The following is a 6,215-nucleotide window of genomic DNA, read 5'->3' as shown; positions in this document are numbered from 1 at the left end:
ATTTTATTTTTTGTAAATATCGCTTGTTTCTGTATTTTTATGGTGCTTTTTAGCTTTATCTTTTTAGCCTTAAAATTAAATACAGCTTTATCATTTATCGCTGCTATGGCAACAAGCTTCGCACTTTTACAACTTCAAAGAAAGATAATGAAACGAAAACTTTCAAAATAAAGGTTGGTACTACTACCAACCTCTTTTCTAGTTATCAAAAAAGACAGTTAGATAACTGTCTTTTTTATTTATTCTTACGTTTTGAAGGAGATTGAATAGCGATCTTAACTTCAAAAATTGTTCCTCTAGGTTTGTTATCTTTTACGCTAATCGTTCCTCGTAAAGCATCTACAATTTGCTTGGCCAAAGATAGTCCAAGACCAAAGCCACCTTTCTGACGGGTTCTCGCCTTGTCCACACGGTAAAAGCGGTCAAAGATTTTCTTCTTGTCAGCAGCTGAAATTCCAATTCCGTTATCCGTTACTGTAAGATAGAGGTGGCGATCTGTAGCATAGACTACAAACTCAATCTTGCCATCTTCTTCGGTATACTTGATGGCATTGTCAAATAAAATGGTCATGAGTTGTTTTAGGAGCAACTGATCGGTCATGAATGGACGATAAATTCGATTTTCATAGTTGAAAACACGATCATTTTCATAAGCAATCAACTCATAGTTGGCAAAGGTTGTTTTAAAGAATTGTGGAGAAACTTCTGCTATTTCTGGTTTGATTCCATCATCTCGACGTGCAAGGTTGAGAAGATTGGTCGTAAGGAAACGCATGTTGCGAACTTCTTCAAGACTGGAGGCAATACTTTCGCTGGATTCCATAATCGTTGCCTCTGGTTTTCGAAAGAGATTCTCTAAACGATTTTGTAAAACGGCCAAAGGCGTTCTCAGTTCGTGACTCGCATTTTCAACAAAGGACTTCTGCTTTTGCATGCTTTCCAATAGGGGTTTGACACTGACACGTGCCAGGTAAACACTGGCAATTAAAGACAGGAGCCAGAAACTAGCCATGACTACAACAATTAAATGCTCGTGGTTTTGGCTGATTTGCTCAAGCTGGCTGGTATTGATTAGAACCGCCGCATATTTGACATTACTTGATACGGTGGAAGAGTTGGTTTCCATCAAGACCATTCGATAGGTTTCTTCCTGACCATAGCTATTGAAAACTTGGATTTGCCGAATATGATTCAACTCTTTCTTGTCCAGTTTAATCTTGTCCAAGCCTAAAAAGCGATTACCCAGTAAGAGTTGGTTAAAATCCTTGTCAAAAAGCAAAACTTCTGTATTGGAGCTAACATTGGGCTTGATTTCAGCCTTGTTGGCATCCGCAGTTGCTGGTTGGATATCCTTGACCTCTTCAGTTGCCCGATTCAGAGCTAACTGGATGACAGCTTGAGGACTACTACTAAGGGCTTGTAGTTTTTCATCTACAGAAGTGTAGAGACTCGAGTGCATGACCTGAAGGATAATCAAGGTCATGGTAGAGAAAATCAGAGTGAACACTCCAAAGTTTCGAATGAAATAGCTGAAATCATCCGCGTACCATGTTTTTTTTAGTTTATTGAACATCTTTTAAAATATACCCGACACTACGCAAGGTTTGAAGATTTTCAGCAAATGCTGTTCCCTTCAATTTCTTACGAACTTTTGAGACATAGACTTCTACAACGGAAATCGTCGTATCGCTATCAAATCCCCATAGACGGTCAAAAATCTGTGTCTTGGGAAGAATGACATTTTGATTTTGAAGGAAATAAACCAATAACTCAAACTCTTTTCCGAGTAGTTCCACAGGAGTATCTTCCACTTTCACTTCATTCGTTGAAAGGTTAACGACAATATCTCCATAGGTCAAGGTGTTTTCGTTAAACTTACCTGAACGTTTGAGAAGAGCTTGGATCCGCATTTTGAGTTCTTCTAGATAGAAAGGTTTGGTAAGGTAGTCATCCGCTCCCAACTCAAAACCATGTCCCTTGTCATCCAAACTTTCCTTAGCAGTCATGATAAGGACTGGTGTCGTAATTCCTTTTTCGCGCAACTCTTTTAAGACTTGGAAACCATTTTTTTCTGGCAACATCAGGTCAAGCAAAATCAAGTCATAGACGCCACTCTCAGCTTCGTAGAGACCTTCTTCTCCATCAAAAACCTGCATGACATCTGCAAAATCATCCAAAAAGTCAAATACTGAGTTTGACAGGCCTAGGTCATCTTCTACTAATAAGATTTTTATCATCAGAAACTCCTCCTTGTTATGATTATTATACCAAAATTGCCTTAAAAAAAACTCAACTCTCTCTCGTTTTCAGATAGAAAGTTGAGTTTTTGTTTACATTTCGAACGAATTAAGCTTTGGCATATTGGGCTACAACAGCTTCAACTGCTGCTTTCTCACGCTTAATCAAGTCAACACGCGCTGCGATATCTTTGATACCCATACGAATGTTACGGCTAAGAGCAAGGTCAGAGAGTTGTGGCTCAAAGAATTCCTTGTACTCTACCAAGCGTTGCTCTGTTTTAAAGATATGCGATGGGAAGATGACAAAGCTATCAAAGCTCATATCTCCACCAAGGGCTGCCTTAATCCAATCCCAGTTTTCACGCGCCCAAACCCAAACAGTTTCTTGGGTAGCTTGGTGTCCGAGGAATTGGAGGTACCATGAAGAAAGGTCTTGTGGTTTCACTACAAATTTATCTTTCCATGAGCCAATCAGGGTTTGGATATTGTCGGCATCTGTACTGTATGCAAGAGCTCCTGCCAACTGGCGTTTAAAGACCGCATCCGTCGCATGAGTATATAGATCCAGATAAGTTGCGACCAAGTCTTTGGTCTCATGGTGTTTCATCTCATTGATGAGCACTTGAGCACGGATTGCTGCTGGAAGTCCTGCAAGATTCTCCTTGTGAGCTGCAAAGATTTGGCTAGCAACTTGACTAGCTTCTGCATCATTTGAGCGAATCATCATGGAAATGGTCAACTGACGGACCAATTCGTCTTCATCTGATTCACCATCTTTGGCTTCAAAACCAAGACGGTCATAGTTGTGACGAGCCAATTTAGCAACGAGTGTGTTAAAGGCTTTCTCAGTTGCTGTTCCTTCATCGATAAAGCGCTCAAGGGCAGCAATCACTTGAGATACAGCTGAAACTACCAAGTAAGACTCTTCCTTAGCTAGTTTATCAAGGACTGGAAGCAAGTCTGCATAAGAAATGTGCCCTGCTTCAGCCAACAAACGACGTTCTTGAACAATTTGCAGTTTGCTTGTGTTATCAAGTGTCTCTAGCTCAGCAAGAACAGCTTCTAACAAGTCTCCTTGATAGTCGGTAATATAGTGGGCAGTATTTTCAGTGTTGAGACGAAGAGCTCCTTCATTTTCAGCAAGAAGAGCTGCGTAGCCAGGGATTTCGATACTTTCAGTTTCGAGTGTATCTGGCAAGCCTTTCCAGTTGCTGTTGAGTGGCACCACCCAGAGACGGTTCTTGTCTTCGTGCTCACCGATAAAGAATTGTTTTTGTGAAATCTTCAAGACATCATTTTCAACTTTGACAGTGAGAACTGGATAACCAGGTTGCTCCAACCAAGAATCCATGAAGGCTGCAACATCACGTCCTGACGCTTGTCCAAGGGCATTCCAAAGGTCACGACCAATGGTATTTCCATATTGGTGCTTTTCAAAGTAAGCATGCAAACCTTTAGCAAAATCAGCATCACCTAGCCAACGACGAAGCATGTGCATGAGACGGCTTCCTTTGGCATAGACGATAGCTCCGTCAAAGAGGGTATTGATTTCGTCTGGGTGTTTAACTTCGACGTGGACAGACTGAACGCCATCCGTCGCATCACGTTTAAGTGCTCCCGGCACACCACCTGTTTGGAAGTCTTCAAAGATATTCCAAGTTGGCTCGATGGCATCGACACAGACGTATTCCATCATGTTAGCGAAGCTTTCATTGAGCCAGAGGTCATCCCACCATTTCATAGTAACGAGGTTCCCAAACCATTGGTGAGCCAACTCATGTGCTACAACTAGGGCCACTTGTTGACGGCTAGCAAAGGTTGAGTTCTCATCCACAACCAAGTAAACTTCACGGTAGGTTACAAGACCCCAGTTTTCCATGGCACCCGCTGAGAAGTCAGGAAGAGCGATATGAAGAGATTGAGGGATTGGGTATTTAACTCCGTAGTAATCTTCGTAAAACTCGATTGAGCGAACGGCAATGTCCAATGAGAAATCAAGGTTTGATAATGGGTGAGCTTTGGTTGAATAGACACCTACGAGGGTACCATTCTTGGTTTTAGCGGTAACACCTTGCAAGTCACCAGCTACAAAGGCCAACAGATAGGAAGACATACGAGGTGTTGTCGCAAACTTCCAGATACCTGTTTCCTTGCGGTTATCCACATCAATTTCAGGCATGTTTGACAAGGCCAACTCACCTTCAGCTTGGTCAAAACGGAGAGCGAGATCAAAGGTTGCTTTGGCTTCTGGCTCATCTACACACGGAAAGGCTTCACGCGCAAAATGGCTCTCGAACTGCGTAGACAAGACTTCCTTCTTGACACCATCCACTGTGTAGTAAGAAGGGTAAATACCTGTCATGTTGTCTGTGATTTTTCCTGAAAAAGCAATGACTAATTCAACTTGACCAGCCTCAGCCAATTCGACATGTAGGGCTTCATTTTCATGATCAACTGTAAATGGACGAGCTTGACCCGCAACTTCTACAGAAGCGATTTCCAAGTCTTTTTGGTGAAGGGAAATACGGTCACTCTGTGCTTGACCTGTGATGGTCACCTTCCCAGAAAAGGTCTTGGTCTCACGACTCAAGTCTAAAAATAAATCATAGTGTTCAGGAACAAATTGCGTAATAAAATGTTCAACTGCTTGCATAGTTTTCTCCTATTCTAAGTTTAAGAGTTTTACTCTTATTCAAACAAATTTATTATATCATGTTTTGCTTAAGAAAAAAGGATTGGACGGTGATTTCCAAAACTTTCTTTCTTCTAGCAGTCTACAGTGGGTAGACTTTACGAAATTCTTCCAAAACGACCTTGCTGTCAGGTGTAAAAGTCAGTCCGGCTTCCCTCATCCACTCGGTGAAAAAGTCTTCATGAACCTGACGCCAATAGGCTAAAGATTTATCCCCCTCCCCTTCCTTAAAGGCATGTTCAGCAGAAACTTGATGAAAGGGCTGAACGGAAACCTTGGTAATTTCGACAATGCAGACAGCCTGATCTTGACTGTCTAAAATGACATCAAAGGTTCCTTCTTGCGGAAGGGGTTCCTCTTCTAGTGCGTAGAGATCGTAAGCTGATGCAGTTGCTGTCTTTTCGCCTTTTAAAACCAAATCTGCCAAGAGATCTGCTTCCACTCCAAAAGCCCAGGCATCTATCTCATCTCCGATAGAGGGGTTAATTTGCTTGTATGCATTCCACATTTCTTGCGGTGTCATGGGTTGCTCCTTTGTAATTTTTTACTTTCTTCTTTTACACGTTTGAGGTGGTCTGGATGATCAATCTCTAAATTAGAAATCTCTGGAATAGAACTGTAGTGGATAATACACTTGATACCCATCTGATTCATTTTTTGTATGAAAGAAGCATTCAGATAGCCTGCTACAGCAAAGTCAATCTTTTTTATCCTTGCTTTATCCTGCATATCTCTTACCATATCTAACATTATTGGACTTTCCATATCATGCCATTGACTATTTCTCACAGTCGCAAAAACAAAAGAAGTCAAATCATTCATTCCAACTATAATCTTTGAAATACCCGTTTCTATTATTCTGTCCAAGTCAAAATAAGCTGACGGTAACTCAATCATTGTGCCGACTTTTCCAGTAAAACCATGCTCACGTAATACTCTAATAGCTTGTTTTAACTGCTCAGCATCATTGATAAAAGGAAAAATAACAGACAGATTGGGATTTGTTTGATAAACTTCTGTAACGACATTTGCCTCAGCCTGAAATTCATTCGGACACGCCATCAAACGCCTTATCTCTCTATATCCAAACAAGGGATGATTTTCATCAAAATGCTCTTTAGTTCCCTCTAAACAATTAGCTTCTGTATTTGTTAACTCTGAAAAACGATACCAAACCTCTTCATCTGAGTACAAGGAGCAAATAGTATCTAGATAATCTTTTACAAATTGCTGACAACTTGCTAATAGGATGTTTTGATTAAGCTCTCTAAGTAAGTATTCTC

Annotated in this window: 6 protein-coding genes; 1 reads left to right on the top strand and 5 read right to left on the bottom strand. The window is 41.0% G+C overall.

Going from position 1 to position 6,215, the window contains the following annotated elements:
• A partial coding sequence (locus tag SORDD24_RS10905) for a DUF3270 family protein (protein WP_155720143.1) occupies window positions 1–171 on the top strand: 171 nt, incomplete at its 5' end.
• A gap of 64 nt (window positions 172–235) precedes the next feature.
• Here the strand turns inward: SORDD24_RS10905 and SORDD24_RS07110 are convergent.
• The 5 genes from SORDD24_RS07110 to SORDD24_RS07090 form a co-directional block, all read right to left on the bottom strand.
• Window positions 236–1,573, bottom strand: a complete 1,338-nt coding sequence (locus SORDD24_RS07110) for a sensor histidine kinase (RefSeq protein ID WP_061409054.1) — start codon at window positions 1,571–1,573, stop codon at window positions 236–238.
• Window positions 1,563–2,237, bottom strand: coding sequence for a two-component system response regulator CiaR (gene ciaR / locus SORDD24_RS07105; RefSeq protein ID WP_000590630.1), 675 nt, complete (start codon window positions 2,235–2,237; stop codon window positions 1,563–1,565). Before ciaR ends, SORDD24_RS07110 begins: the two co-directional genes overlap by 11 nt.
• A gap of 109 nt (window positions 2,238–2,346) precedes the next feature.
• A complete protein-coding gene (locus SORDD24_RS07100) occupies window positions 2,347–4,893 on the bottom strand; it encodes a M1 family metallopeptidase (protein ID WP_061409051.1) in 2,547 nt (848 codons plus the stop codon).
• A 121-nt stretch (window positions 4,894–5,014) separates the two neighbouring features.
• Window positions 5,015–5,455, bottom strand: coding sequence for an ASCH domain-containing protein (locus SORDD24_RS07095; RefSeq protein ID WP_061409048.1), 441 nt, complete (start codon window positions 5,453–5,455; stop codon window positions 5,015–5,017).
• Window positions 5,452–6,215, bottom strand: a 764-nt coding sequence (locus SORDD24_RS07090; protein ID WP_231082698.1) for a putative PEP-binding protein, incomplete at its 5' end; no start/stop codon positions are given. The genes SORDD24_RS07090 and SORDD24_RS07095, both read right to left, overlap by 4 nt.

It is taken from the genome of Streptococcus oralis (assembly GCF_001579175.1).
GTDB classification, from domain to species: Bacteria; Bacillota; Bacilli; order Lactobacillales; family Streptococcaceae; genus Streptococcus; species Streptococcus oralis_O.
Note: the sequence above shows the minus strand (reverse complement) of the source record. Positions and strands in the feature narration are given on the sequence as shown.

What these genes read in the sequence shown, in the direction of transcription:
- ciaR (WP_000590630.1), bottom strand. Translation starts at nt 2,237, where the DNA reads ATGATAAAAATCTTATTAGTAGAAGATGACCTAGGCCTGTCAAACTCA.
- SORDD24_RS07095 (WP_061409048.1), bottom strand. Translation starts at nt 5,455, where the DNA reads ATGACACCGCAAGAAATGTGGAATGCATACAAGCAAATTAACCCCTCT.
- SORDD24_RS07110 (WP_061409054.1), bottom strand. Translation starts at nt 1,573, where the DNA reads ATGTTCAATAAACTAAAAAAAACATGGTACGCGGATGATTTCAGCTAT.
- SORDD24_RS07100 (WP_061409051.1), bottom strand. Translation starts at nt 4,893, where the DNA reads ATGCAAGCAGTTGAACATTTTATTACGCAATTTGTTCCTGAACACTAT.